This window comes from Streptomyces sp. NPDC046859 (genome assembly GCF_040645135.1).
In the GTDB taxonomy this organism is placed as follows: Bacteria; Actinomycetota; Actinomycetes; order Streptomycetales; family Streptomycetaceae; genus Streptomyces.
This window is the reverse complement of sequence record NZ_JBEYXR010000012.1, coordinates 58,522-81,017: the sequence shown is the minus strand read 5'-3', so window position 1 is coordinate 81,017 and position 22,496 is coordinate 58,522. Positions and strand designations below refer to the sequence as shown.

Below are 22,496 nucleotides of genomic sequence, written 5' to 3'. Positions count from 1 at the left end.
CTCAAACGGGCAGCCGGCGGAAGACCGCGCGCGGGACGTGCCGCAGCGCCGACATCACCACCCGCAGCGCGCCGGGCACCCACACCGTCTCCGAGCGCCGCCGCAGCCCCACCTCGATCGCCGTGGCGACCGCCTCCGGGGTGGTCGCGAACGGCGCCTCCTCGCGGTCGGCGGTCATCTTCGAGCGCACGAACCCGGGGCGCACGACCATGACGTGCACGCCGGTGCCGTGCAGCGCGTCGCCCAGTCCCTGCGTGAAGGCGTCCAGGCCGGCCTTGCTGGAGCCGTAGATGAAGTTGACGCGGCGCGCCCGCTCACCGGCGACCGAGGACAGCACCACCAGCGAGCCGTGCCCCTGGGACTGCAGGGCGCAGGCGCTGACCAGGGCGGCGGACACGGCACCCGTGTAGTTGGTCTGGGCGACCCGGACCGCGTTCAGCGGCTCGCGCTCGTCGCGCGCCTGGTCGCCGAGGATGCCGAAGGCGAGCAGCACCATGTCGATGTCGCCCTCGGCGAACACCTTGCCGAGCACCGCCTCGTGGGACTCGGGGTCGAGTGCGTCGAAGGCGACCGTGCGCACGTCGGCCCCCAGGGCGCGCAGATCGGCGGCGGACCGGTCCAGGGCGGGCGAGGGGCGGCCCGCCAGCCAGACGGTGCGGGTGCGGCGCGCGATCAGCCGGCGGGCGGTGGCCAGCGCGATCTCGGATGTGCCGCCGAGGACGAGCAGGGACTGGGGAATGCCGAAGGCGTCCTTCACGACAGCTCCTTGGGGGTAGTGGGGCCGGGGGCTAGGGGGTGTCTTGTCGATCAGGCCGGGCTCCCGGCGTGATCGACAAGACACCCCCTAGAGGTCGAGGCGGCGGGCCAGGTCCGAGACGAGGACGCCGCGCGGGTCCAGGCGGGCGCGCAGCGCGCGGAAGTCGTCCAGGCGCGGGTACATCGCGGCGAGCAGTTCGGGCCGCAGCCGGGAGTCCTTGGCGAGGTAGACGCGTCCGCCGGCCGAGGCCACGTCCTCGTCCAGGGTGTCCAGGAGGGCGCCCAGGCCGGGCAGTCCGGCGGGGATGTCCAGGGCCAGGGTCCAGCCGGGCCGGGGGAACGAGAGCCAGCCCGGGTCGGCGTCCCCGAACCGCTTGAGCACGGCCAGGAAGGACGGGCAGCGGTGCTCGGACACCCGCCGCACGATCCTGCGCAGGGTGTCCTCCTGGCCGTGCCCGACGGTGAACTGGTACTGCACGAAGCCGCCCCGGCCGTAGATCCGGTTCCAGTGCGGCACCCCGTCCAGCGGGTGGAAGAAGGCGGACAGCCTCTGGAGCTGCCCGGTACGCGCGCGGGGGGCCCTGCGGTACCAGAGCCCGTTGAACCAGCCGACGGTATGGCGGCTCAGCAGCCCCTCGGGCAGCACGGCGGGGACGGCGGGCAGCCGGAAGGGCCGGAAGGCGAGCGGGTGCCTACGCGCGCGCGTGCCCTTCGGCAGCGCCTCCAGGGGGGCGTGGTCGCCTCGGGTGAGCACCGCGCGCCCGGTCGCGGCGCCGCGCGCCAGCAGGTCGATCCAGGCGACCGAGTACCGGTACTGGTCGTCGGTGGCCGTCATCCTGGCCATCACGTCGTCCAGGTCGTTCGCCCGCTCGGTGTCGACCGTCATCAGCGAGGTCTGCACCGGCTGGAGTTGCAGGGTGGCGGTGAGGATCACGCCGGTCAGGCCCATGCCGCCGGTGGTGGCGTCGAACAGGGGGGTGCCGCGCGGGACCGTGCGGATCTCGCCGTCGGCGGTGAGGAGTTCCAGCGACAGGACGTGCCGGGAGAAGGAACCGGACACATGGTGGTTCTTGCCGTGGATGTCCGCGCCGATCGCGCCGCCGACCGTCACATAGCGGGTCCCGGGGGTGACGGGCACGAACCAGCCGAGCGGCAGCAGGACCTCCATGAGCCGGTGCAGGGAGACGCCCGCGTCGCACGAGACGACCCCGCCCGCCGCGTCGACGGCGTGCACACGGTCCAGGCCGGTCATGTCGAAGATCGCGCCTCCGGCGTTCTGCGCCGCGTCCCCGTACGCCCGCCCCAGGCCCCGCGGGATGCCGCCGCGCGCCCCGCAGTCACGGACCGCCGCCGCGGCCTCCTCGTAGGTCCGAGGGCGGATCAGCTGGGAGGTGGTGGGGGCGGTGCGGCCCCATCCCGTGACGGAGACGGTCTCGGCAGGCATGTCGGCGACCGTAGCGCCCGCTCGTGCGGCATTACTTCTGAAACATTCCTTCCCTCCCCGAAATGGGTGATTAATGGGATGTCGCCCAATATTGCCGTAATGATGGCCCCGTGGGCGTGAACAGTGGGTCCACATGGACCACCTCGACGCCATCGATCAGCCAGGTCTTCGGGGCGCGGACCACCGCATCCTGACCGCCCTGCACGCCCGTGCCCGCGACCCGCGGATCGCCGGCGCCGCCCGCGCCCTGTCCTGGACGGGCGAACACGGCGCGCTGTGGCTGGCGGCGGGGCTGGCGGGGGCCGCCGTGGACGGTGGGCGGCGCGGCGCCTGGCTGCGCGGCACGGCACTCACGGCCGGCGCGCACCTCGTCAGCATGGCGGTCAAACGGGTCGTGCGCCGCCCGCGCCCGGCGCACGTCGAACCGCTGGTGCGCACCGCCGGCCGGCACTCCTTCCCGAGCTCCCACGCCGCCTCCGCCACCGCCGCCGCCGTCGCCTTCGGTGCGCTCGGCGCGCCCGCGCTCGCGCCGCTCGCCGCCGCGATGTGCCTGTCCCGTCTCGTCGTCGGCGTGCACTACCCCTCGGACGTGGCCGCGGGCGCGGCCCTCGGCGCGCTCACGGTGCGCCTCGGAGCACGCTGGATGGGCACGGGAGGCGCTCATGGCTGAGGCCGGTCCCCTGACGAGCGCCGCGGGCACCAGGGAGGCGACGCTCCACGAGCAGCGCAGACCGGCGCCACGGACGGCACCCCCCTCCGGCGGACGTGGCCCGCGAGGAATGGCGATGGGCCTGCTCAGGACCGCGCGTCCCAAGCAGTGGGTCAAGAACGTCCTGGTCGTCGCCGCTCCGGCCGCCGCGGGCCGGCTCCTCTCGGTGCACGCCCTGACCCAAGTGGCTCTCGTCTTCGCGCTCTTCACCGCCTGCGCCGCCGCCGTGTACCTGGTCAACGACGCCCGCGACGCCGAGGCGGACCGCGCCCACCCCACCAAGCGCCGGCGCCCGGTCGCCGCCGGGCAGGTGCCCGTCCCCGTCGCCTACGCGGCCGGCGGCACTCTCGCCGTCCTCGCGCCCGCCCTCGCCGCCTGGCTGGCCGCCCCGGCCGTCGCGGCCCTGCTGGTGGCCTACGTCGGCATGCAACTGGCGTACTGCGTGCGGCTCAAACACGTCCTCGTGGTCGACCTCGCGGTCGTCACGACCGGCTTCCTGATGCGGGCCGTGGCCGGCGGGCTCGCGCTCGGCATCCCGCTCTCGCGCTGGTTCCTCATCACCACCGGGTTCGGAGCGCTGTTCATGGTGGCGGCCAAGCGCTACTCCGAAGCCGTCCAGATGGCCGGGAAGGCGGGCGCCACACGCGCGTTGCTCACCGAGTACACCCCCGGCTACCTGCGTTTCGTCTGGCAGCTCGCGGCCGGGGTCGCCGTGCTCGGGTACTGCCTGTGGGCCCTGGAGGAGGGCGGTGTTCCGCACACCAGCGTGCTGCCCTGGCGCCAGCTGTCCATGGTCGCCTTCGTCCTCGCGATCCTGCGGTACGCCGTGTTCGCCGACCGGGGCACCGCGGGCGAGCCCGAGGAGGTGGTCCTGCGCGACCGGGCCCTGGCGGTCATCGGGGTGGTGTGGATGACGATGTACGGGCTGGCGGTGGCCAATTGGTAGGGGCGCGGCCCACCCGCCGCGAGGTGGTGGGGTTCGCCGCCGCCGGGCTCTCCGCCTACGCCGTCGACCTCGCGCTGTTCACCGCCCTGCGCGGGCCCGCGGGGCTCGGCCCGCTCACCGCCAAGGGCCTGTCCTTCCTCGCCGGCTGCACGGTCGCCTACGCCGGGAACGCCCTCGGCACCTACCGGCACACCCGGCCGCGCGGACCGCGCCCCTACGCCGCCTTCCTCGCGGTGAACGCCGCCGGAGCCGCCGTCCAGCTGCTCTGCCTGGCCGTCAGCCACTACGGGCTCGGGTTCACCTCCCAGCGCGCGGACACCGTCTCGGGGGCGGTTGTCGGCATGGCGCTGGCTACGGTCCTGCGGTTCTGGGGCACACGGACATGGGTGTTCCGTGCGGAGGGGAGAGTCGGATCGTGGACTGGTTGAGGAGACTCCCCGTCGTGGGCCCCTGGGTGGCCCGGCTGATGACCACGCACGTCTGGCGGTCCTACGAGCGCCTCGACCGGGTGAAATGGACGCGGCTGGCGGCGGCGATGACCTTCGTGAGCTTCGTCGCGCTGTTCCCGCTGCTCACCGTGGCGGCGGCGATCGCGGCCGCGACGCTCGGCAAGGAGCAGCAGGACGAGCTCCAGGACAGGCTGGCCGACCAGGTCCCCGGCATCTCCGACCAGCTCGACATCGACGCCCTCGTGCAGAACGCCGGCACCGTCGGACTCATCGCCGGAGCCGCCCTGCTGCTCACCGGCATCAGCTGGGTGGGCTCGGTGCGCGAGTGCCTGCGCGCGGTGTGGGAGCTGCCCGACGAGGAGGAGAACCCGCTGCTGCACAAGGCCAAGGACGCCGTCGTCCTGGTCGGTCTGGGCGGCGCGATCCTGGTGACGATCCTCGCGTCCACCGTCGCCTCCGCGGCGGTCGGCTGGACGACCCGTCAGCTCGGCGTGGACGAGGGCGGCTGGGGCGGGGTCCTGCTGCGGGTCGCCGCCTTCCTGGTCGCGGTCCTCGCCGGCTTCCTGGTCCTGCTGTACGTGCTGACCCTGCTGCCGGGCGTCGAACCGCCGCGCCGCCGGCTGCTGGTGGCCGCCCTGATCGGCGCGATCGGCTTCGAACTGCTGAAGCTGCTGCTCAGCGGCTACATCCAGGGCGTGGCCACGAAGAGCATGTACGGGGCGTTCGGCGTGCCCGTCGCCCTGCTGCTGTGGATCAACTTCACATCGAAACTGGTGGTGTTCTGCGCGGCCTGGACGGCGACCGGCAGCAAGGAGGCCGAACTGGGGGACGGGTCCGCGGCACCGGAGACCTCCGGCGGCCCGGACCCGTCCGACGGCAAAGGGGTCAGGAACGGCCCCGGCGGCGCACCAGGTCGGGCAGCGGCCACCGGCGGTTGACCAGGAAGACGCCCGCGCCGAGCAGCGCGAGGACGCCCGCGGCGATGCCGAGCGCGACCCCGATGCCGCCCGCTCCGCCGGCCGTGGAGGCGCCCATCGCGGGCTCCGAGGACTTCTCCGCGCTCGTGGCGCCCCCGGCCTCCCCGGACCCGGCGCCGGGCTGCTCGCCGGTCTGGGCGCTCTTCGGCGCCACCAGCTCACCCACCGGCTGCACCTTGCCGGCCGCCTGGAAGCCCCAGTCGAGCAGCCGTGCGGACTCCTTGTAGACCTCGTTGTGCTCCTGCTTCTCGGGGTTCATCACCGTGACGAGCAGGACCCTGCCGGCGCGCTCGGCGACCCCGGTGAAGGTGTGGCCGGCGTTGGTGGTGTAACCGTTCTTCACCCCGGCGATGCCCGGATAGACCGAGATGTCCGAGTCGCCGCGCAGCAGCCGGTTGGTGTTCTGGATCTCGAAGGACCCGCGCACCGACTTGCCCTTGCTCTTCTTCGTCGCACCCGGGAACTTCGTGGTGACCGTCGAGCAGTACTCCCGGAAGTCCTTCTTCTGCAGCCCGGAGCGCGCGAACAGCGTCAGGTCGTACGCCGACGAGACCTGGCCTGGGGCGTCGTACCCGTCGGGGGAGACCACGTGCGTGTCGAGGGCCTGGAGCTCCTCGGCGTGCTCGTTCATCTCCCGCACGGTCTTGCCGACGCCGCCGTTCATCGCGGACAGCACGTGCACGGCGTCGTTGCCGGAGGCCAGGAAGACACCGAGCCACAGGTCGTGCACCGAGTACGTCTCGTCCTCCTTTATGCCGACCACGCTGGAGCCGGCGCCGACCCCGGCCAGGTCGGACACGGCCACCTTGTGCTCGGTGGTCTTCGGGAAGCGGGGCAGCACGGTGTCGGCGAACAGCATCTTCAGGGTGCTCGCCGGCGCCAGCCGCCAGTGCGCGTTGTGCGCCGCGAGCACCTCGCCGGACTCGGCGTCGGCGACGATCCAGGAGCGGGCCGACAGGTCCTTCGGCAGGACGGGGGCGCCGCCCGTCACCTGGGTGCCGGGCCGGCCCAGCAGCTCCCCGCCCACGGTCGACATGTCCGCCGGGGGTGTGGCCGACGGACTCGTGCTCGGCGACGGCCGGGGGGCCGCGTACGAGACGGGTGCGGTCAGCGCGAGGGACGACAGGACGGCGGAGGCGACCAGCAGGCCACGCCTGGCGGTCTTCGTGGGTGCGGGCACGAGCGGAAACGTACAGGGCGCTCCCAGGGAAGTCCCGTTCCCCACCTCACCCCGCTCCGCGCACCCGGCCGGGGGCGGCGATACTGAGGACATGAAGCTCAGCCGCCCCGTGTCCTGGTTCCTGCTCGCCTTCGGAGTGTGGAGCTGGGTCATCTGGGTCACTTTCGTCAAAAACCTGATCAAGGACAGCAGCGGGCTCGCGTTCGAGGACGGACGGCCCACGGCGTACTTCTGGGTGCATCTGCTGCTCGCCGTCGTCTCCTTCGTACTGGGGACGGTCGTCGGGGCCATCGGGTTGCGCGGAGTGCGCGCACTGCGCCGGACGTCATAGGAACTCGGCCACCGGGCCGGACGTTCACCGGACACACGTGAGGGAAAGGGAACGCCGGCGTGGTCATCGTCTTCGCGCTCGTCGCACTGCTAGTGGTGTCCGTCCTGGTGACGGGCAACTGGTGGATGTGGCGCCGCCTCTTCCGCGACACGACCCGCGCTCCCGGGACCGTGCGCCGCGTGGGCGCGGCCGTGATCGCCGGCGGATGGGCGCTGGCGCTCGGCGCCCTGGTCGCCGAGCGCGCGGGCGCGCCCTTCTGGCTCCAGCAGGTCCTGGCCTGGCCGGGCTTCCTGTGGCTGGCCCTGTCGCTGTACCTGCTGCTGTACCTGCTGGCCGGTGAGCTCGTACGGCCGCTGCTGCGCCGGTGGCTCGACCGGCGGGCGGGCGCCGAGGAACCCGCGGCGCGGCCGGAGCCGGACGCGACCGAGGTGGCCGCCCCGGCCGCCGCGGCAGCCGGCCCGCGCGGCCCCCGGGGCGCGTCCCCGGCCACGGGCCGCACACCGACGCTCACCGCCGGCCCGCCCCCGGCGGACGCCGGCGGCTCGGACGACCCCCGACCCCGGCCCACCCGGCGCCTGTTCGTCTCGCGGGTGGTCGCCGGCACCGCCGCGGCGGCCGCCGTCGGCACCGTCGGCCACGGCACGCGGTCCGTGCTGCGCGGCCCCAGGGTGAAGCGGGTCACCGTCCCGCTGGCCAAGCTCCCGCGCGCGGCGCACGGTTACCGGATCGCCGTCGTCAGCGACATCCACCTCGGCCCGGTGCTGGGCCGCGGCTTCGCGCAGAAGGTCGTCGACACGATCAACGGCACCCAGCCCGACCTCATCGCGGTCGTCGGGGACCTGGTGGACGGCAGCGTCAAGGACCTCGGCCCGGCGGCCGCACCGCTCGCGCGGCTCCGGGCGCGCGACGGCAGCTTCTTCGTCACCGGCAACCACGAGTACTTCTCGGGCGCCGCGCAATGGGTCCAGGAGGTGCGCCGGCTGGGCCTGCGCCCCCTGGAGAACGCCCGCACGGAACTGCCCCACTTCGACCTCGCCGGCGTCAACGACGTGGCGGGCGAGGACGAGGGGCAGGGTCCCGACTTCGCGCGGGCACTGGGCGACCGCGACCGGGGGCGCGCGTGCGTGCTCCTCGCCCACCAGCCGGTCCAGATCCACGACGCCGTCGAGCACGGCGTCGACCTCCAGCTCTCCGGGCACACCCACGGCGGCCAGCTCTGGCCGGCCAACCTCATCGCCGAGCTGGCGAACCCCACGGTGGTCGGACTGGAGCGCTACGGCGACACCCAGCTGTACGTCAGCCGGGGCGCGGGCGCCTGGGGCCCGCCCACGCGCGTGGGCGCTCCCTCCGACATCACCGTGATCGAGTTGGCGTCCCGTCAGGCCTGACCCGTGTGTGCCTGCGGCGTGGCCGAATGGTGAAACCTGCTGGAAACACCCGTAGGTAAGTTCTTTCCCATGTCGCCAGAATCCTCTTCCGCCCGATGAAACCCGTGTGATTAGGTGTGCCCGCCACTTAGGGGAGTGGCGTGAAAAATCGGACAGCTTCATGCGGGGGCCCTGCGGGGCCTGGGGAGAGGGCACACCCATGCGTACGGTTCGCATGCGGATTCTCGCGACGCTGCTGGTGCTGGCAGCCGTGGGGGTGGGTGGCTGGCAGTTGCTGCCGTCACAGCAGAACCAGGAAAGAACGATCACGGTCGGCACGACGGACGCCGTCACCTCGCTCGACCCGGCCGGCGCCTACGACGCCGGCTCGTGGGCGTTGTTCAGCAACGTCTTCCAGTCGCTGCTGACCTTCGAGCCGGGCGGCGTCACCCCCGTCCCGGACGCCGCGCAGAGCTGCGGCTTCGTCGGCGGCGGTCTGCGGATGTACCGCTGCGAGCTGCGCGAGGGCATCACGTTCCCGAGCGGGCGGGCGATGACGGGGGAGGACGTCAAGTACTCCTTCGACCGGGTCAAGCGGATCAACTCGGACGTCGGCCCCGTCTCCCTGCTGGACACGCTCGGCTCGGTGCGCGCGAGCGGCCGTACCGTCACCTTCCGGCTGTCGTCGCCGGACGCCACGTTCCCGCTCAAGGTCGCCACCGGCGCGGGCGCCATCGTCGACCGGGAGAAGTACCCGGCGGGCGAGCTGCGCACCGGTGACTCCGTCGACGGCACCGGCCCGTACACGCTGTCCGGCTACAGCGAGGGCAAGCAGGCCCTGCTCGACCCCAACCCCCGGTACAAGGGCGCCGTCAGCGGCAGCGCCACCCCGGTCGCACTGCGCTACTACTCCGACGGGAACGCCCTGGGCGACGCCTGGACCGACCGGCGGATCGACGTGGCCACGCGCACGCTCCCGCCCCGCGTCCTCGCCGGACTGGACGCGGCCGACACCGACCAGCGCGTCTCGGAGGCCGACAGCTCCGAGGTCCGCAACCTCTACTTCGACACCCGCGCCTCCTCCCCGCTGCACGACGTGCGGGTGCGCAAGGCCATGGCGTGGCTGGTGGACCGCGAGAGGCTGGCCGCGACCGTCTACAAGGGGACCGTCGACCCCCTGTACTCGCTGATCCCGAGCGGCATCACCGGGCACACCACCTCGTTCTTCGACGCCTACCCGAAGCAGAGCGCCGCGAAGGCGCGCGCCCTGCTCCAGAACGCCGGGATCAGCCTGCCGGTGCGCTTCACCTACGGCTACGCCACCGGTCGCGGCTCCGGTGCCGAGGAGGCCGAGGAGATCAAGCAGCAACTGGAGGCGAGCGGCCTGTTCAAGGTGGACGTCAAGGGCTACGAGTGGACCGACTTCCAGAAGCGGTGGGCGGGCGGTGAACTCGACGCGTACGCCGTCGGCTGGGTCGCCGACTTCCCCGACCCGGACACCTACGGCAGCCCCCTCGTCGGCACCAAGGGCACCATGAACACCGGCTACAGCGACAGGACGGTCGACCGGCTGATCACCGCCAGCCAGCGGTACGCCGACCGCGCGCAGGCCACCCGGGACTTCCACGACCTGCAGGAGGCCGTCGCCCGGGACGTGCCGGTGATCCCGCTCTGGCAGGCCAAGGAGTACGTCGTCACCACCGAGGACGTCGGCGGCGGGCAGTACCTCTCGGACGGCACCGGCGTGTTCCGGCTGTGGAGCCTCGACTGGATCTGACGCGGGACACACCCGGCCGGCGGTGTCAGGAGACGGGCACCGCCGGCGCCGGCAGGGTCACCGTGACCGCCAGCCCCTCGCCGGGCGCCGTCCGCACGGCGACCTCACCGCCGTGCGCCTCCACCACGCCCTGCACGATCGCCAGGCCCAGCCCGCTGCCCGCGCCCCCGCCGGCCCGGAAGAACCGGTCGAAGACCCGGGCCGCGTCCTCCTCGCACAGCCCCGGCCCCCGGTCGCGCACGCACAGCCGTACGGTCTTGTCGTCCCGCTCCACCTCCAGCCGCACCGGCACGTCGGCGGGCGTGTGCGTGCGGACGTTGCTCAGCAGATTGCCCAGCACCTGGCGCAGCCCCGACTCGTCGGCGTGCACGAGGAGCGACCCCTCGGCGCCGACGGTCAGCGGCCGTTCGGGCTGCTGCACCCGCAGGTCCTCCGCCGCCTCCCGCACCAGACGGCTCAGATCCACGTTGCGGAACCGCAGGGCGGGCCGCTGGTCGAGGCGGGCCAGGGTGAGCAGTTCGTCGACGAGCCGGCCCATCCGGTTCACCTCGCCGTTCATCCGGTCCCAGACCCGTTTGCGCTCGGCCTGGTCCGGCAGCATCCCCTTGTCGTACAGCTGGAGATAGCCGCGGATCGCGGACAGCGGGGTGCGCAGCTCGTGCGAGGCGTCGCCGACGAAGCGCCGCAGCTGGGCCGCACTGTGCTCGCGTGTGCGGTACGCGGACTCCACCTGGTGCAGCATGGAGTTCAGGGCCAGCCGCAGCTGCTCGACCTCCAGGGTGGCGTCGCTGCTGGAGGGGACCCGCCGGGTCAGATCGCCCTCGGCGATGGCCGACGACGTCTCCACCATGTCCTCCAGCGGCCGCAGCCGCCGGCGCACGCCGAACATCGTCAGGCAGCCCAGCAGGGCCAGCAGGGCGGTGCCGACGGCCAGGTCCATCTTGAGCGCCTTGCCCATGCCCTCGTGCAGTCCCTCGGTGGGCACGGCGACCAGCACGACGGTGCCGTCCGCCAGCCGGGCCCCCGCCATCCGGTAGCGCTCGCCCTCCACCGTGACGTCCGTCGGCTCCTCGTCGGCGGCCAGTGCCGTCGGATCGTCGACGGCCGACGCGAGGGCGTGCTGGCGGGGCGTCGGCCGCAGCGGGCCGAGAGCGACCGGCTCCCCGGTGGGGCCGACGGCGACGTACACCATGGACGGGCCCGGCAGCGGGTCGGTGTCCGTGGCGCCGTCCCCGCTGAACCTGTCCAGGGCGATGCCCAGTTCGCTCAGCGACTCGATCTGGCGCAGCGTGAACCCGGCCTGGCTGAGGGTGCCGCGCGCGCTCTTCAGCTCGGTGTCGACCTTGTCGAGCAGATAGAACCGCGCGGTCATCAGGCTGACGGCGGTCGCGACGACGATGCCCGCGGCCAGCAGCGCGACGTTCACCAGGGTCAGCTTGCCGCGCAGCGAACGTATGCCGCGGCGCCGGCACCGCTCCAGCAGGCGCCGGACCCTCATGCCAGCCCGTATCCGACGCCGCGCCGGGTGGTGATCACCGGCGGCCCCAAGGTGTCCAGCTTGCGGCGCAGGTAGCTGATGTACGTCTCGACCACGGTCGACTCCGGCGGGGTGTGCTCGTACTGCCAGACGTGGCGCAGGAGTTGCTCCTTGGGCACGACCCGTCCGCCGTTGCGCACCAGGAAGCGCAGCAGCGCGTACTCGGTGGGGGTCAGTTCGACCGTGCGGCCCGCGCGGCGCACCGAGTACGTCGTCTCGTCCAGCTCCAGGTCGCCGTAGCGCAGCGGCGGGCGCTGGGCCAGGACGTCGGCGGGGCGGGTGCGGCGCAGCACCGCCGTGATCCGGGCGACGACCACGTCCACGTCGAACGGCTTGGTGATGTAGTCGTCGCCGAAGCCGAGGGCACCGACGATCTCCGCCGGGGCGTCGCGCGCGGTGAGGAAGACCAGGGCCAGCTCGGGCCGGGTGCGCCGCAGCTCCCGGCCGAGGGCGCGCCCGTCGCCGTCCGGGAGCATGACGTCGAGCAGCGCCACGTCCGGGCGGGTGCGCTCGGCGAGGGCGACCGCGTCGCGGACGGTGCACGCCGTCATCACCTCGAACCGGTGGTAGCGCAGGGCGATCCGGAGGACGTCCGCGATGCTCTCCTCGTCCTCCACGACCAGCACGGTGCCTGAAGCCGTCGTCATGCCCCCAGTATCGGCGGGCCCGCGCGCGGCAGGGCCGGTTCCGTCTTTGGAGTTCCTTGAGAGTCATGGGCGTCGACTGCCGCGCGGGCGGGCGCGCCCCCAATGCTGTTGCGCAGGACCTGGGGGACCATCCGACCGACTAAGGAGCGTTGAGCGTGGCGGCATTGGCACGGTGGTGCTATCGGCACCGGCTGGTGGTCCTGTTGCTCTGGCTGGGGACCTTGTTCGGCCTGGGCGCGGCGAGTTCGGGGGCGGGCACGAACTACGCGAACGTCTTCTCCCTCCCGGACACCGACTCGGCGACCGCGTACGACCTGATGGAGAAGGCCTTCCCGGAGCGTGCGGGCGACACCGACACGGTGGTGTGGAAGGTGGACGAGGGATCCGTACGGGACGCGTCCGTACGCTCCCGCGTCGAACCCGCCCTGGAGGAGATCGGGCGGATGAAGGGCGTCGGTGAGGTCACCGACCCGTACGCGGAGCGAGGGGCCGCGCAGATCAGCCGGGACGGGCGGATCGCGTACGCGCAGGTCACCTTCACCGAGCAGGCCAACGCCGTCCCCAAGGAACTGATCGAGGACGTCGTGGACACGGCTCAGGCCGCCGAGCGGGACGGCCTCCGGGTCGAACTGGGCGGACAGGCCATCGCCCGCACCCAGGAGCCGCCGCAGGGCACGGCCGAGGCAGTCGGCATCCTCGCGGCCGCCGTGGTGCTGTTCCTCGCGTTCGGCTCGCTGTTCGCGATGCTGCTGCCGATCGTGGTGGCCGTCGCGGGCGTCGGCACCGGCATGATCGCCACGATGCTGATGAGCCACGTCACCGACGTGCCCGAGGTCGCCCCGCTGCTCGGCTCGCTGATCGGCCTCGGCGTCGGCATCGACTACGCCCTGTTCATCGTCACCCGGCACCGGCGCGGCATCCTGCGCGGGATGAAGCCGGAGGAGGCGGCCGTGACCGCCCTCAACACCTCCGGGCGGGCGGTGCTGTTCGCGGGCGGCACGGTGTGCATCGCCCTCGCCGGGATGCTGGTGATGAACATGCGGTTCCTGGACGGCGTGGTCATCGCGACCTCGCTCACCGTCGTCCTGAGCGTGCTGGCCGCCGTCACGCTGCTGCCGGCCCTGCTGGGCGTGCTCGGCACGCGGGTGCTCAGCCGGCGGCAGCGGGCCCGGCTCGCCGCGGCCGGTCCGGAGCCCGCGGAGGCCGGCGGGCTCGCGGCGCGCTGGTCGGTGTACGTCCAGCGGCGTCCGCGTCCGGTCGTCGCGATGGCCGTCGTGGTCATGGCGGTCCTCGCTATCCCCGTGCTGTCGCTGCGGCTGGGCGCCACGGACCAGGGCAACCACCAGGAGTCCACGACCACCCGGCAGGCGTACGACCTGCTCGCCGAGGGCTTCGGCCCCGGCTTCAACGGCCCGCTCCAGGTCGTCGTCGAGGGCGAGGCGCCCGCGGGCCTGGTCGACGGCATCCGCGGCACCGAGGGCGTCGCGCAGGTCGCGCCCGTCCCGCCCGCCAACGGGGTCACCGTGATCCAGGTCGTGCCGGACACCTCGCCCCAGTCCGAGGAGACCGACGCCCTGATCGACCGGCTGCGGGACGACGTGATCCCGCAGGCGGGGGCCGACGCCCATGTGGGCGGGGTGACAGCCGTCTTCAAGGACTTCGCGTCGGTGACCGGCGAGCGCCTGCCGTACTTCGTGGCGACGATCATCGCGCTCGGCTTCCTGCTCCTGCTGATCGCGTTCCGCTCGCTGGTGGTGCCGCTGACGGCCGCCCTGATGAACCTCATCGCGGCCGCCGCCTCCTTCGGCGTCCTGGTGGCGATCTTCCAGTGGGGCTGGGGCACCGAGCTGATCGGCGTCGGCAAGGAGGGCCCGATCACCTCGTTCCTGCCGGTCATCATGCTGTCCCTGCTGTTCGGCCTGTCCATGGACTACCAGGTGTTCCTGGTGAGCCGGATGCACGAGGAGTGGGTGCACACCAAGGACAACGCGCGCGCGGTGCGCGTCGGCCTCGCGGAGACCAGCCGCGTCATCAACTCGGCGGCGCTCATCATGATCTGCGTGTTCAGCGCGTTCGTGCTGAGCGGCGACATGGAGGGCGCGATGGCCGGCATCGGCCTCGCGGCGGCCGTCGCGCTGGACGCCTTCATCCTGCGGACCGCGCTGGTGCCGGCCGCGATGCACCTGCTCGGCAAGGCCAACTGGTGGCTGCCCGGCTGGCTGGACAAGCGCCTCCCGCATCTGGCCGTCGAACCGGCGGAGGAGCCCGCGCCGGCCGCATCGGCGCCGGACGGCACGGCCGCCACCTCGGTCGTGCACGGCTTCGTCCTCACCGCCGACGGCGAGCCCGTCGACGGCGCGGCGGTGACGCTGCTCAGCAAGGGCGGACGGCAGCTGGACCGCGTGACGTCCCTGGCCGACGGGTCGTACATCGTCTCGGTGCCCGCGCCGGGCACGTATCTGCTGGCGGCGAGCGCACCGGCGTACGGGTCACGCGCCGCGCACGTGGTCGTGGCGGACGGCCCCCTGGTGCACGACGTCGAACTGACCGGGGGCGAGGTCGACGCCGTCAACTGACGCGGTGACCTCTCAGGGGCGCTCGTCCCGGGCGGGCGCCCCCGGGCCGGCGGACTCCCCGTCCGCCGGCCCGCGCGTGCGCTCCTTCGCCGGGTCCGCGATCATCCGGGTCATCCCCGGCAGGAAGTCCGTGAACAGGTCGTGCACCTCGCGCACCAGCGGGCGCAGCACGCGGAAGCGGGCCAGCGCGACCCCGCGCGCGGTGAGCCGGGCCCCCCGCTCGGCGAGCCGGTAGCTGCGCTCGCGGCCCTCGGTCCGGTCGAAGATCCAGTACAGGACGAGCCCCATCTGGGACAGCCACATCAGCTCGGGCAGGATGTCCCGCAGCTCCTCGGGCACCTTCGTCCGGGTCGCGCCCGACAGCACCTGCCGGTGGATGCCGATGGCCTCCTGGCGGGCGTGCTCCGACTCCTGCGAGAAGGGGCTGAGCGGGCTGTCGGGGTCGGCGGCGTTCTTGAAGAACTGCACCGCGAACTCGTGGTACGGCGTGGCGATGTCCAGCCAGGCCCGCAGCACACCCGCGAGCCGCGCCTCCAGGTCCGTCTCCCGGGCCAGGATGCCCCGGACCGCCGCCCGGTGCTCGGCGGCGATCCGGTCGTAGAAGCCCTGGATCAGGTGCTCCTTGCCCTCGAAGTAGTAGTACGCGTTGCCGACGGAGACCCCGGCCTCCTGGGCGATCGCCCGCATCGTCGTCTTGTCGTAGCCGCGCTCCTGGAACAGCCGCATGGCGGTCTCCAGGATCAGGGCGCGGGTCTGCTCGGACTTGCTGGGCGTGTCGCCCTGCTCGGGGCTGTCGTTCTTCGAGGGCACGGAACGAGCCTAACCAGTGCGGATCAGGAGGACTGCGCCGCCTGGTAGAGGTTCTGCGCGTCGGCGCCGAAGTACGGGCCGTACATGCGGTTGGGCAGGAAGTTGTACTTGAAGCTGTTCACCGAGGACTGCAGTCCGGTGCCGGTGGCCTCGTCGAACCGGGTGAACCAGGGTCCGCCGCTCGCGCCCCCGGTCATGTCGCAGCCCATGCCGTGGTCGTTCGAGAGCAGGAAGTCCCGGCTGGTGGTCCCGGAGCAGTAGATGAACCTCTCGCCGTCGTAGGGGGCGGCGGCCGGGAAGCCGAAGGAGTACATGCGCTGGTTGTAGCCGGTGTTGAAGGCGAGGCCCTGCCCGCCGACGACGTCCGTGAGGCGCTGTCCGTCCAGCGGTGCCACCACCGCCGCGCCGACGTCGTAGTTGATGTCCTCGCTCGCCGTCCACTGCGGGGTGGACAGTGTCCTCGCCGCCGTCCAGCGGCCGTGGGGGGCCTGCCCGTCGTGGTAGCCGGGCACGAAGACCCAGTCGGTGTGCCACGCGCCCTCCAGCTTCACGCAGTGGCCGGCCGTGATGACGGTGCTCTTGTTGGCGCTGGTGACGGCGTTGCCGGAGCAGGACGCGGTACGGCCCTGGTAGCTGAAGAAGACGCGGCCCGCCGTGGAGACGACGGCGCCGCCGCCGGTCCACGCGCCGCCGCCGTTGGGAAAGGCGGCCGGTCCGGCGTCCGCCGTTCCGGCGGCGGGGGCGGTGGGCGCGACGGTGACCGGGCGGCCCGCGCGCGGTGCGGTGCCGACGGTCCGCGCACCCGCGTCGAGGAGGTCGAGCGGGACCGCCGAACGCATCCGCTCCGGGGTCCAGAAGGCGCGGGCCTGCTGCTGTGCCGAGGCCGGGACGGAGTGCACGCGGGCGGGCGAGCCGGGCCCCGGGGCCGCGCCCGCGGGGGTGGCGAGGGTGCCGGCGGTGACCAGCGCGGTGACGCCGACGAGGACGCCGAGGGCGGGCCGGGGTATGCGGACCATGCAGTGTGTGCCTCTCACGCGTACTCCTTCTGCGATGGGGGGTCCGGGCGGCCCGTCGGGCCGCCCGGCTGCGACAGTCGGTGCGGGTGCGGAGTGCGGAACCGGTGGCAGCGTGCCAACCCGCGCGCCGTTTTGGAAGGGTGCATGCCAAACCGGTTCCGGTTCCTGGCCGTACGCGCCCCCTCGTGTCCCCGGTTCACGAGGGGGTCGCGCACCCCCCGTCGGCACACCCTGGCGGGTGGTACGTCCAGCCCGCCCGCCGGTCGTACACCCACCCGCTGCCCTGCGGCGTCCGCCCCCGGCCCTGCGCCCCGCGCCACGCGGCGGCCGCGAGCACGGCCCCTCGGGCGAGCCGCGCCCCGTTCGGGGTGCTCAAGCGGTGGGCGAGCGGCCGATGCCTGCGCAGCGCCCACAGGGTGACGATCCAGGCTGCGGCGCCCCGGTAGACCTGCCCGGCGTCGCCGACGACGGTGATCTCGTCGAGCGTGGCCCGGTGATCGAGGCCGGGGAAGCGCCGGCGGGCCTCGGCGGACCCGGCCGGCACCGTCTCCAGCGGCACCCACGTCGGCTGCTTCACGAGCCAGTCGCGGACGAAGGCGCACAGGGAGCACTCGGCGTCGTAGAGGACGGTGAGCGCGCGGACCGGGATCCCGGCGGCCCGGGCGGGCGTCTCGGCTGTCATGGCGGGCCCCGCTCAGGCCTCGGCCGAGGGGGCGGCCCAGCCCTGCGGCGCGACCGGCGGCACCTGCTCGCGCTCCATCACGCCCCGCCGCCGGATCCTGTTGAGGACGTAGACGTTGGCGAGGTGCATGACGCCGAGCACGAGCAGGACCACGCCGAGCTTGGCCGACAGCGCCTCGAAGATGCCGCGGGTGTCCACGACGGTGTCGTCGTCGCTCAGATAGAGCGCGACGAAGCCGAGGTTGACGAGGTAGAAGCCGACCACCAGGAGGTGGTTCACGGCGTCCGCGAGCTTCTCGTTGCCGTGCAGGACGTCGGCGAGGAAGATCCGTCCGTTGTGGCTGAGCGTACGGGCCACCCAGATGGTGAGCCCGATGCTGACGGCCAGGTAGATGACATAGGCGATGACCGTGCGGTCCATGGCCCTCCCCCTTCTTGAACGTGTTCAAATCTCTGACGTGGATGACAGTAGACCTGTGTTTGAACACGTTCAACTCGCTGGCGTGAGGCGTGCGTCACGCCGTCAGGGGGCCGTGTGGGTCAGGGCCTTCGGCTCAGCTCCGGACGCTTGGTGTAGTCCGTGAAGCCGAGGACGTTCCCCCAGGGGTCGGCGATCTCCACGGTCCAGCCGGTGGCCGTCGAGAAGGGTTCGTCCAGCGGTGCCGTCCCCGCGTCCCGCAGCATCCGTGCCGCCGCCCGCGCGTCCGGCACCTCAAGCCATACGCGCGCCGAGGGCCACGGCGGTGTGCGGTGCCTGAAGGCGTCCTCGTGCCGCAGCAGGATGCCGGGCGTCTCGCCCCCCACCTTCAGCAGCGCGATCCCGGCCTCGTCGAGCCGGAACCCGACGGTGAACCCGGCCCGTTCGTAGAACCCGACGGCCTCGGCGAGATCGCCGACCGGCAGCAGCACGTTGTCGAACCCGAGCAGCTCGTAGGACTCGTCATCTGACATGGCATCAGATTAAGTGGTCGCCGCCGGGGAGAGCGGAGGGCCCGACCGCCGGGTCACCCGTTGAGATGCGGTCGGCCACCCAGCCCGGTTCGGGCCAGGAGCCGCCGGTGCGGGGCTGGCGCGGCGACGACGAAGGGCCCGCTCCCAGGGGAGCGGGCCCTTCGCGGACGTACCGAAGGCGCGTCAGTAGCGGCGCGTGATCAGTGCTCGCTTCACTTCCGCGATCGCCTTCGTGACCTCGATGCCGCGCGGGCAGGCGTCCGTGCAGTTGAAGGTCGTGCGGCAGCGCCAGACGCCGTCCTTGTCGTTCAGGATCTCCAGGCGCTGCTCGCCGGCCTCGTCACGCGAGTCGAAGATGAAACGGTGCGCGTTGACGATGGCCGCCGGGCCGAAGTACTGGCCGTCGTTCCAGAAGACGGGGCACGACGACGTGCAGGCGGCGCAGAGGATGCACTTCGTCGTGTCGTCGAAGCGCTCGCGGTCCTCCGCCGACTGCAGACGCTCGCGCGTGGGCTCGTTCGTGTCCTTCGTGATGAGGAAGGGCATGACGTCCCGGTACGCCTGGAAGAACGGCTCCATGTCGACCACGAGGTCCTTCAGTACCGTGAGGCCCTTTATGGGCTCGACCGTGATCGGCTTCTCGGGGTTGATGTCCTTGATCAGCGTCTTGCAGGCGAGGCGGTTCTTGCCGTTGATCCGCATCGCGTCCGAGCCGCAGATGCCGTGGGCGCACGAGCGGCGGAACGTCAGCGTGCCGTCCAGCTCCCACTTGATCTTGTGGAGGCCGTCGAGGACGCGCTCCTTGGGGTCGATCTCCAGCTGGAAGTCGTCCCACATCGCCTCGGCGGCGACCTCCGGGTTGAAACGGCGGACCCGGAACGTGACCGTGATGTAGGGGGAGGCGTCGGACTGCGCCTCGGCCTTGTCCAGAACGGGGGTTGCCATCAGTACTTACGCTCCATCGGCTGGTAGCGGGTCTGGACGACCGGCTTGTAGTCGAGACGAATGGACTCCGTGCCGTCGTCGCCCACCACGCGGTACGCCATGGTGTGGCGCATGAAGTTGACGTCGTCGCGGTTCGGGTAGTCCTCGCGGTAGTGACCGCCGCGGGACTCCTTGCGGGCCAGCGCGGAGACCGCCATGACCTCGGCCAGGTCGAGCAGGTTGCCCAGCTCGACGGCCTCCAGCAGGTCCGTGTTGAACCGCTTGCCCTTGTCCTGGATCGAGACGTTCTTGTAGCGCTCGCGCAGCTCCGCGATCTTCTCGACCGCCGTCTTGATGGTCTGCTCCGTGCGGAACACCATGACGTTGGCGTCCATGGTCTCCTGGAGCTCCTTGCGCAGGACCGCCACGCGCTCGGTGCCGGTGGAGGTGCGCAGCCGCTCGACCTGCTCGATGACCAGCTCGGCGGGGTTCTCCGGCAGCTCGACGAAGTCGGCCTTCTGGGAGTACTCGGCGGCGGCGATGCCCGCGCGCTTGCCGAACACGTTGATGTCCAGCAGCGAGTTGGTGCCGAGGCGGTTCGCGCCGTGCACGGACACGCAGGCCACCTCGCCGGCCGCGTACAGACCGGGGACGACGGTGGTGTTGTCCGCCAGGACCTCACCCTCGACGTTGGTCGGGATGCCGCCCATGGCGTAGTGCGCGGTCGGCTGGATCGGGATCGGGTCCGTGTAGGGCTCGATGCCGAGGTAGGTGCGCGCGAACTCCGTGATGTCCGGGAGCTTGGCGTCCAGCTGCTCCGGCGGGAGGTGGGTGAGGTCCAGGTAGACGTGGTCGCCCTCGGGACCGCAGCCGCGGCCCTCGCGGATCTCCGTGTAGATGGAGCGCGAGACGACGTCGCGGGAGGCGAGGTCCTTCATGACCGGCGCGTACTTCTCCATGAAGCGCTCGCCGTCCTTGTTGCGCAGGATGCCGCCCTCACCGCGGGCGCCCTCCGTCAGCAGGATGCCCATGCGCCAGATGCCGGTCGGGTGGAACTGGAAGAACTCCATGTCCTCCAGCGGGATCCCGCGCCGGTAGCAGGCGGCCTGGCCGTCGCCGGTCAGGGTGTGCGCGTTGGACGTCACCTTGAAGAACTTGCCGCAGCCGCCGGACGCGTAGATCACGGCCTTCGCCTGGAAGATGTGGATCTCGCCGGTCGCCAGCTCGTACGCCACGACGCCGGCGGACCTCTTGACGCCGTCGACCTCGGTGATCAGCTGGTCCAGGACGTAGAACTCGTTGTAGAACTCCACGCCCTCCTTGACGCAGTTCTGGTACAGCGTCTGGAGGATCATGTGGCCGGTGCGGTCCGCGGCGTAGCAGGACCGGCGTACCGGGGCCTCGCCGTGGTTGCGGGAGTGACCGCCGAAGCGGCGCTGGTCGATCGTACCGTCCGGGGTGCGGTTGAACGGCAGGCCCATCTTCTCCAGGTCGAGGACGGAGTCGATGGCCTCCTTCGCCAGGATCTCGGCGGCGTCCTGGTCGACCAGGTAGTCACCGCCCTTGACGGTGTCGAAGGTGTGCCACTCCCAGTTGTCCTCCTCCACGTTGGCCAGCGCGGCGGCCATGCCGCCCTGCGCGGCGCCCGTGTGGGAGCGGGTGGGGTACAGCTTCGTCAGCACGGCGGTGCGGCTGCGCTTCGTCGACTCGATGGCCGCGCGCATGCCCGCGCCACCGGCGCCGACGATGACGGTGTCGTACTTGTGGATCTTCATGGTCGGTTACCTCAGCCCCGTGCCTAGCGGATGTTCGGGTCGAAGGTGAAGATCACCAGCGTGCCCAGCAGAATGGTGAACACCGTGGCGGTGTAGAGCAGGCCCTTCAGCCACAGTCGGGTGTTCGCGCGCTCCGCGTAGTCGTTGATGACCGTGCGCAGACCGTTGGCGCCGTGGAGCATCGCGAGCCAGAGCATCAGCAGGTCCCAGACCTGCCAGAACGGCGAGGCCCAGCGACCGGCCACGAAGGCGAAGCCGATCTTCGAGACGCCGCCGTCCAGCACCAGCTGGATCAGCAGGTGGCCGATGACGAGGACGACCAGCACGACGCCGGACAGGCGCATGAACAGCCAGGCGGCCATCTCGAAGTTGCCCCGGGTGGACCGGGGGGTCTTCCTGGTCCGCGCGCGCGGCGCCTCGACGAGCGGGGCCGGGTTGTCGACGTTGTAGAGCGAGTCGCCCTCGACCGGGCCGATCCCGGACGCGGTGGTTTCAGTCGTGGACATGTGCGTCAGCTCCCGAACAGTTCACGAGCGGCGTGGCCGAGGACGGGGTAGATCGCCCCGATCATGAGCACGAGCCACAGACCGACGACGGACCAGAGCATCTGCTTCTGGTAGCGCGGGCCCTTCGACCAGAAGTCGACGGCGATGACGCGCAGGCCGTTGAGCGCGTGGAACAGGATGGCGGCGACGAGGCCGTACTCCAGCAGCGCGACGATCGGCGTCTTGTAGGTGGCTACGACCTTGTCGTAGTCCTCGGGGGAGACACGGACGAGAGCAGTGTCCAGCACATGAACGAACAGGAAGAAGAAGATGAGGACGCCGGTGACTCGGTGAGCCACCCAGGACCACATTCCTTCCCGGCCGCGGTACAGCGTTCCAGCCGGCACGGAAGTCCCTCCGGGAGCGGGGTATCGGGGCCTGCCGGCTTGTGCTGTCGGTCGGGCCCGGCCGGGTACGGTCCACCGGCCCCCAGCATCGTAGCGACGGTTGCCTGCGGCGCTTACGCCGGGCCTGGCGGTGTGATCAAACTGGCACGCGGATGGTCCATTCGCGGCCTGTGCGGCGGGATGCCCGGATCAGGCGAGATGGCTGACCAGCCGCCCCTTCGCGAGCCGCCGTAGTTCCTCCGCCGCGACAACCCTTTCTTCCTCCGGATCGTTTGCCAATCGTGACCGGATGCCTGCCAATACATGGTCCAGGCTCTCGGTGTGCGACAGGCCGTCCAGGCAGATAATGAACCCATGTCCGAATTTGGCCTCGTATGCGGCGTATGCCGCGCTCAGTGCGGTGTGTGCCGCCGAGTAGACGTCCTCCGGCAGGAACGGAAGCGCCTCGGCCGCCAGCGCGTGCGACAGTTCCGCCGGCGTCAGGTCGTACGCGGCCTCGTCGCAGGCGGCCAGCAGGGCATCGATGTCGGGATAGGGGCGGTGGTCCGCCACCCGCTCGGCCCAACGGGTGCTGTGCAGGCAGGTCAGCAGGGTGGCCCGGACCCCGTGCGGGGGAGCGGCGTTGAACGGCTCCAGCCCGCCCGGGGGCGGGGTACGGGTCTGTTCGGGCAGCGCCGGTATGGCGACTCGGCCGGGAAGGTGTGTGGGCGTCACGTGGGTTTCGGCAGGGGATTCTGGGAGAGGAGTGGCG

General features: G+C 71.9%; 23 protein-coding genes. 8 read left to right on the top strand and 15 right to left on the bottom strand.

Annotated elements, in window-relative coordinates; all coding sequences use genetic code 11:
- Position 1 precedes the first annotated feature (1 nt).
- Both ABZ899_RS19485 and ABZ899_RS19480 read right to left on the bottom strand, forming a co-directional pair.
- The gene (locus tag ABZ899_RS19485; protein ID WP_361347442.1) at positions 2-757 is read right to left on the bottom strand and encodes a decaprenylphospho-beta-D-erythro-pentofuranosid-2-ulose 2-reductase; all 756 of its coding nucleotides are present in this window, start codon (positions 755-757) and stop codon (positions 2-4) included.
- Between the two features lie 87 nt (positions 758-844).
- Complete coding sequence (locus tag ABZ899_RS19480; RefSeq protein ID WP_361347439.1) at positions 845-2,200, bottom strand: FAD-binding oxidoreductase; 1,356 nt, start codon at positions 2,198-2,200, stop codon at positions 845-847.
- A 133-nt stretch (positions 2,201-2,333) separates the two neighbouring features.
- Between ABZ899_RS19480 and ABZ899_RS19475 the strand changes: the two genes are divergently transcribed.
- Genes ABZ899_RS19475 through ABZ899_RS19460 form a run of 4 tightly spaced genes read left to right on the top strand, consistent with a single transcriptional unit; the run spans position 2,334 to position 5,242 of the window.
- Positions 2,334-2,870, top strand: coding sequence for a phosphatase PAP2 family protein (locus ABZ899_RS19475; protein ID WP_361347436.1), 537 nt, complete (start codon positions 2,334-2,336; stop codon positions 2,868-2,870).
- Positions 2,863-3,855, top strand: a complete 993-nt coding sequence (locus ABZ899_RS19470) for a decaprenyl-phosphate phosphoribosyltransferase (protein ID WP_361347434.1) — start codon at positions 2,863-2,865, stop codon at positions 3,853-3,855. The genes ABZ899_RS19475 and ABZ899_RS19470 overlap by 8 nt, the downstream gene beginning before the upstream one ends.
- Positions 3,849-4,283 carry a GtrA family protein gene (locus ABZ899_RS19465; RefSeq protein ID WP_361347431.1) on the top strand — a complete coding sequence of 145 codons (435 nt, stop codon included), beginning with the start codon at positions 3,849-3,851 and terminating at the stop codon, positions 4,281-4,283. The genes ABZ899_RS19470 and ABZ899_RS19465 overlap by 7 nt, the downstream gene beginning before the upstream one ends.
- The gene (locus ABZ899_RS19460) at positions 4,271-5,242 is read left to right on the top strand and encodes a YihY/virulence factor BrkB family protein (RefSeq protein WP_361347429.1); all 972 of its coding nucleotides are present in this window, start codon (positions 4,271-4,273) and stop codon (positions 5,240-5,242) included. Before ABZ899_RS19465 ends, ABZ899_RS19460 begins: the two co-directional genes overlap by 13 nt.
- On the opposite strand, the gene ABZ899_RS19455 is transcribed toward ABZ899_RS19460, so the two are convergent.
- Complete coding sequence (locus ABZ899_RS19455) at positions 5,190-6,461, bottom strand: D-alanyl-D-alanine carboxypeptidase (RefSeq protein ID WP_361347426.1); 1,272 nt, start codon at positions 6,459-6,461, stop codon at positions 5,190-5,192. The genes ABZ899_RS19460 and ABZ899_RS19455 overlap by 53 nt on opposite strands.
- A 91-nt stretch (positions 6,462-6,552) precedes the next feature.
- On the opposite strand from ABZ899_RS19455, the gene ABZ899_RS19450 reads away from it, so the two are divergent.
- The 3 genes from ABZ899_RS19450 (at position 6,553) to ABZ899_RS19440 (ending at position 9,936) form a co-directional block, all read left to right on the top strand.
- Positions 6,553-6,792 (top strand): hypothetical protein, encoded by a 240-nt coding sequence (locus tag ABZ899_RS19450; protein WP_361347424.1) that lies wholly within the window; start codon positions 6,553-6,555, stop codon positions 6,790-6,792.
- Between the two features lie 59 nt (positions 6,793-6,851).
- Positions 6,852-8,180, top strand: a complete 1,329-nt coding sequence (locus ABZ899_RS19445) for a metallophosphoesterase (protein WP_361347421.1) — start codon at positions 6,852-6,854, stop codon at positions 8,178-8,180.
- A 199-nt stretch (positions 8,181-8,379) separates the two neighbouring features.
- The gene (locus tag ABZ899_RS19440) at positions 8,380-9,936 is read left to right on the top strand and encodes an ABC transporter substrate-binding protein (RefSeq protein ID WP_361347418.1); all 1,557 of its coding nucleotides are present in this window, start codon (positions 8,380-8,382) and stop codon (positions 9,934-9,936) included.
- A 25-nt stretch (positions 9,937-9,961) separates the two neighbouring features.
- Here ABZ899_RS19440 and ABZ899_RS19435 read toward each other — a convergent pair whose 3' ends face one another.
- Together ABZ899_RS19435 and ABZ899_RS19430 are read right to left on the bottom strand one after the other, a co-directional pair.
- Entirely contained in the window at positions 9,962-11,434 is a 1,473-nt protein-coding gene (locus tag ABZ899_RS19435; protein WP_361347415.1) for a HAMP domain-containing sensor histidine kinase, read from the bottom strand.
- Positions 11,431-12,120, bottom strand: a complete 690-nt coding sequence (locus tag ABZ899_RS19430; RefSeq protein WP_361347412.1) for a response regulator transcription factor — start codon at positions 12,118-12,120, stop codon at positions 11,431-11,433. Before ABZ899_RS19430 ends, ABZ899_RS19435 begins: the two co-directional genes overlap by 4 nt.
- Before the next feature lie 164 nt (positions 12,121-12,284).
- Here ABZ899_RS19430 and ABZ899_RS19425 point away from each other — a divergent pair, with 164 nt between their 5' ends.
- Entirely contained in the window at positions 12,285-14,696 is a 2,412-nt protein-coding gene (locus tag ABZ899_RS19425; protein WP_361347747.1) for an MMPL family transporter, read from the top strand.
- 12 nt (positions 14,697-14,708) lie between these two features.
- Here the strand turns inward: ABZ899_RS19425 and ABZ899_RS19420 are convergent, their stop codons facing one another.
- The 10 genes from ABZ899_RS19420 to ABZ899_RS19375 form a co-directional block, all read right to left on the bottom strand.
- Positions 14,709-15,506, bottom strand: a complete 798-nt coding sequence (locus tag ABZ899_RS19420; protein WP_361347408.1) for a TetR family transcriptional regulator — start codon at positions 15,504-15,506, stop codon at positions 14,709-14,711.
- 23 nt (positions 15,507-15,529) lie between these two features.
- Complete coding sequence (locus ABZ899_RS19415) at positions 15,530-16,522, bottom strand: peptidase (protein WP_361347744.1); 993 nt, start codon at positions 16,520-16,522, stop codon at positions 15,530-15,532.
- A gap of 196 nt (positions 16,523-16,718) precedes the next feature.
- Positions 16,719-17,204 carry a DCC1-like thiol-disulfide oxidoreductase family protein gene (locus ABZ899_RS19410; protein WP_361347405.1) on the bottom strand — a complete coding sequence of 162 codons (486 nt, stop codon included), beginning with the start codon at positions 17,202-17,204 and terminating at the stop codon, positions 16,719-16,721.
- Between the two features lie 12 nt (positions 17,205-17,216).
- Entirely contained in the window at positions 17,217-17,624 is a 408-nt protein-coding gene (locus tag ABZ899_RS19405; RefSeq protein ID WP_361347402.1) for a hypothetical protein, read from the bottom strand.
- A 119-nt stretch (positions 17,625-17,743) separates the two neighbouring features.
- Complete coding sequence (locus ABZ899_RS19400) at positions 17,744-18,154, bottom strand: VOC family protein (RefSeq protein WP_361347399.1); 411 nt, start codon at positions 18,152-18,154, stop codon at positions 17,744-17,746.
- 183 nt (positions 18,155-18,337) lie between these two features.
- Entirely contained in the window at positions 18,338-19,099 is a 762-nt protein-coding gene (locus tag ABZ899_RS19395; protein ID WP_361347396.1) for a succinate dehydrogenase iron-sulfur subunit, read from the bottom strand.
- A complete protein-coding gene (sdhA, locus tag ABZ899_RS19390; protein WP_361347393.1) occupies positions 19,099-20,853 on the bottom strand; it encodes a succinate dehydrogenase flavoprotein subunit in 1,755 nt (584 codons plus the stop codon). The genes ABZ899_RS19395 and sdhA overlap by 1 nt, the downstream gene beginning before the upstream one ends.
- A 23-nt stretch (positions 20,854-20,876) precedes the next feature.
- A complete protein-coding gene (locus ABZ899_RS19385; protein WP_361347390.1) occupies positions 20,877-21,359 on the bottom strand; it encodes a succinate dehydrogenase hydrophobic membrane anchor subunit in 483 nt (160 codons plus the stop codon).
- A 5-nt stretch (positions 21,360-21,364) separates the two neighbouring features.
- The gene (gene sdhC, locus ABZ899_RS19380; RefSeq protein ID WP_361347387.1) at positions 21,365-21,745 is read right to left on the bottom strand and encodes a succinate dehydrogenase, cytochrome b556 subunit; all 381 of its coding nucleotides are present in this window, start codon (positions 21,743-21,745) and stop codon (positions 21,365-21,367) included.
- Positions 21,746-21,934: 189 nt separating this feature from the next.
- A complete protein-coding gene (locus ABZ899_RS19375; RefSeq protein ID WP_361347384.1) occupies positions 21,935-22,459 on the bottom strand; it encodes a 2-oxo-4-hydroxy-4-carboxy-5-ureidoimidazoline decarboxylase in 525 nt (174 codons plus the stop codon).
- Between the last annotated feature and the right edge of the window lie 37 nt (positions 22,460-22,496).

Bases quoted from the DNA above. Each gene is read 5' to 3' on its own strand.
- ABZ899_RS19480 (WP_361347439.1), bottom strand. From the start codon at position 2,200: ATGCCTGCCGAGACCGTCTCCGTCACGGGATGGGGCCGCACCGCCCCC.
- ABZ899_RS19475 (WP_361347436.1), top strand. From the start codon at position 2,334: ATGGACCACCTCGACGCCATCGATCAGCCAGGTCTTCGGGGCGCGGAC.
- ABZ899_RS19470 (WP_361347434.1), top strand. From the start codon at position 2,863: ATGGCTGAGGCCGGTCCCCTGACGAGCGCCGCGGGCACCAGGGAGGCG.
- ABZ899_RS19450 (WP_361347424.1), top strand. From the start codon at position 6,553: ATGAAGCTCAGCCGCCCCGTGTCCTGGTTCCTGCTCGCCTTCGGAGTG.
- ABZ899_RS19440 (WP_361347418.1), top strand. From the start codon at position 8,380: ATGCGTACGGTTCGCATGCGGATTCTCGCGACGCTGCTGGTGCTGGCA.
- ABZ899_RS19435 (WP_361347415.1), bottom strand. From the start codon at position 11,434: ATGAGGGTCCGGCGCCTGCTGGAGCGGTGCCGGCGCCGCGGCATACGT.
- ABZ899_RS19430 (WP_361347412.1), bottom strand. From the start codon at position 12,120: ATGACGACGGCTTCAGGCACCGTGCTGGTCGTGGAGGACGAGGAGAGC.
- ABZ899_RS19415 (WP_361347744.1), bottom strand. From the start codon at position 16,522: ATGGTCCGCATACCCCGGCCCGCCCTCGGCGTCCTCGTCGGCGTCACC.
- ABZ899_RS19410 (WP_361347405.1), bottom strand. From the start codon at position 17,204: ATGACAGCCGAGACGCCCGCCCGGGCCGCCGGGATCCCGGTCCGCGCG.
- ABZ899_RS19405 (WP_361347402.1), bottom strand. From the start codon at position 17,624: ATGGACCGCACGGTCATCGCCTATGTCATCTACCTGGCCGTCAGCATC.
- ABZ899_RS19400 (WP_361347399.1), bottom strand. From the start codon at position 18,154: ATGTCAGATGACGAGTCCTACGAGCTGCTCGGGTTCGACAACGTGCTG.
- ABZ899_RS19395 (WP_361347396.1), bottom strand. From the start codon at position 19,099: ATGGCAACCCCCGTTCTGGACAAGGCCGAGGCGCAGTCCGACGCCTCC.
- sdhA (WP_361347393.1), bottom strand. From the start codon at position 20,853: ATGAAGATCCACAAGTACGACACCGTCATCGTCGGCGCCGGTGGCGCG.
- ABZ899_RS19385 (WP_361347390.1), bottom strand. From the start codon at position 21,359: ATGTCCACGACTGAAACCACCGCGTCCGGGATCGGCCCGGTCGAGGGC.